Raw genomic sequence first — 2,542 nt, 5'->3', positions numbered from 1 at the left:
ATTCGACGCTGCAACTGATCCTGCGGGAGGAGGCGCCGGTGCTGTGGGCGGCCGCGCACGCCGACCTGGCGACCGCCTACCTGACCATGCCGATGACCGAGGCCTCCAGCCAGTTGCGGCTGGGCGTGGCCGCACAGTCGCTGCGCTCGGCGCTGAAGGTGTACACCCCCGAGGACTACCCCGAGCAGTGGGCCAGCGTGCAACTGAACCTGGCCAACTCGCTGGTGTACACCCCGTCGAGCCATCAGGCCGACAACCTGCTGGAGGCGGTGGAGTTGTACGAGGCGGTGCTGGCGGCGCGGGACCGGCACGCCGATCCGCTGGGACGGGCCCGGGTGCTGGCCAATCAGGGCAACGTGCTGGCCCACATCGGAGATTTCGACCAAGCCAAAGCCAAGCTGTATGAGGCTCGCTTCCTGTTCGAGGAACTCGACGACCACGACTCGGTGCGAACGGTGCGCGGCGTGCTCGATGAGATCTCCCGACAGCAGGCGCTGGACCGCACGGAGACGATGTCGTAAATGACCACCACCGAACCGGGTTTCGAAGAACTGGCCCAGCGCATCGACGACGCGGTGGCCGCCCTCGACGAACTGGATCCCGCAGCCCGCAAAGTCGCCGAGGAACTGCAGGCCGCCATCGAGGCGGTGCACCGCGCCGGGCTGGTCAGCATCGTGCGCCGGTTGCGCTCCGATGATGCCGCCCGGCCGGCGCTCTTCGAACTCGTCAACGACCCGGTGGTGCACATGCTGCTCTCGCTGCACGGGATCGTGCGTCCGGACCCGGTGACGCACGCCAACCAGGTCCTGGACTCGGTCCGTCCGCAACTGCACAGCCACGGCGGTGACGTGGCGCTGGTCCGGATCGAGGACGGCACGGCCTTCGTCCGCCTCGAGGGTGCCTGCAACGGCTGCTCGATGTCGTCGGTGACGTTGCGCAATCTTGTGGAAGACGCTCTGGTGCAGGATGTTCCGGCGATCATGAAAGTGGAGGTGGTCGCGGCCGAGCCGAGCCCGACGCTGATCCCCGTCGAATCGCTGCGCATCGGCCGCGACCCGGCCGCCGAGGGCTGGGCACGGCTCGGCCCGGCGGCCGACGTGCCCGTCGACGAGATCTCGGTGGCGACCCTGACCAATGGCGGTCGATCCGTCGAGGTGATCGTGGTCAACCTCGGCCAGCGTCTGGCGGCCTACCGCAACGAGTGCGCTCACGATGCGTTGCCCCTCAACGAGGCGGTGCTGGATCTGAGCAACGGCACGTTGACCTGCCCGTGGCACGGCTTCTGCTTCGACGCGACCTCCGGGGAGTGCCTCAGCGCCCCCGGTGCGCAGCTTGAGCAGTTGCCGCTGCGGGTCGATGACGGCGACGTCTGGGTGCGCGTCCCGCAGTGAGGGGCACCCGATGAGCCGCTACACCGTCCGCCACAACATCAGCGGTGTCGGCACCCGGCCCGACGTGGTCCCCGAGGTGGACATGACCGGTGGCTGGGCGCCGCACCGGTGGCTGGGCGCCCCTGCCCCGGGCGGCCTGGCGCTGCCGGCGGCCACGCCGTCGATGGCGTGGATGTACTCCCCGCGGGGGGTGTTCATCTCGCCCGATCATGTGGTGGTCGCCGACTCCGGTAACCACCGGGTGTTGATCTGGCACGGAATCCCCGACGCCGACGAGCAACCGGCCGATGTGGTCCTGGGGCAACCGGACGGAGAGAGCGAGGGTCCGGCCGCGGGTGGGCGCGGACCCGAACGCGGGATGCACCTGCCCACCGGTGTGCTGGTACATGAGGGTCGGCTGATCGTCGCCGACGCCTGGCATCACCGGATCCTGGTGTGGAACAGCGTCCCGCAGCGCAACGACGTGGCCCCCGATGTGATTCTGGGCCAACCCGATGCCTCCTCGGTGCTGGAGAACCGGGGCGGGCCGTGTTCGGCGAGCGGTTTCTACTGGCCCTTCGGTATCGCGATGGTCGGCTCGGCCTTCTGGGTCACCGACACCGGCAACCGTCGAGTCCTCGGCTGGCGCAACGGCATTCCCGAGCCGCACCAACCGGCCGACGTGGTGCTCGGGCAGCCCGATGCCGCCTCGCATTCGGAGAACCGCGGCGGCCCGGCCGGCCCGGCGAGTTTCCGGTGGCCGCACGACGTCACCGGCCGCGGCGACCTGCTGCTCATCGCCGACGCCGGCGATCACCGGGTGCTGGGCTGGTCGCCGCATCCGGCCGCCGACTGCGACGCCGACCTGGTGATCGGACAACCGGACTTCACCAGCGCCGAGGAATGGCCGTACGGCCCGCACACAGGAGACCGGATGCGGTTCCCCTACGCGGTGTGCTTGGACGACTCGGCGGCCCAAGAGCGGTTGGCCGTCGCCGACACCGCCAACAACCGCATCCTGCTGTGGGACGGCATGCCCGACGGGCCCGTCGGACGGGGTGCCGACGGTGCCGATGGCGGCACGCCCTTGCGGGGTGCCGACGGTGCCGATGGCGGCACGCCCTTGCGGGGTGCCGACGGTGCCGATGGCGGCACGCCCTTGCGGGGTGCCG

At 70.2% G+C, this 2,542-nt stretch carries 2 protein-coding genes and 1 pseudogene; all 3 read left to right on the top strand.

What is annotated here, in order from left to right; genetic code table 11:
- Positions 1-521: pseudogene (locus tag ADBZ5N_RS18635) on the top strand (hypothetical protein); the annotation flags it as partial.
- On the top strand, positions 522-1,391 hold the full coding sequence (locus ADBZ5N_RS18630; protein WP_526260044.1) for a NifU family protein: 870 nt from the start codon (positions 522-524) through the stop codon (positions 1,389-1,391).
- A 10-nt stretch (positions 1,392-1,401) separates the two neighbouring features.
- Positions 1,402-2,542, top strand: a 1,141-nt coding sequence (locus ADBZ5N_RS18625) for an NHL repeat-containing protein (protein WP_526260042.1), incomplete at its 3' end; no start/stop codon positions are given.

Origin of the sequence: Mycobacterium sp., assembly GCF_044370595.1 — a bacterium.
GTDB lineage: Bacteria > Actinomycetota > Actinomycetes > Mycobacteriales > Mycobacteriaceae > Mycobacterium.
This window is presented reverse-complemented; position numbering and strand designations above follow the sequence as displayed.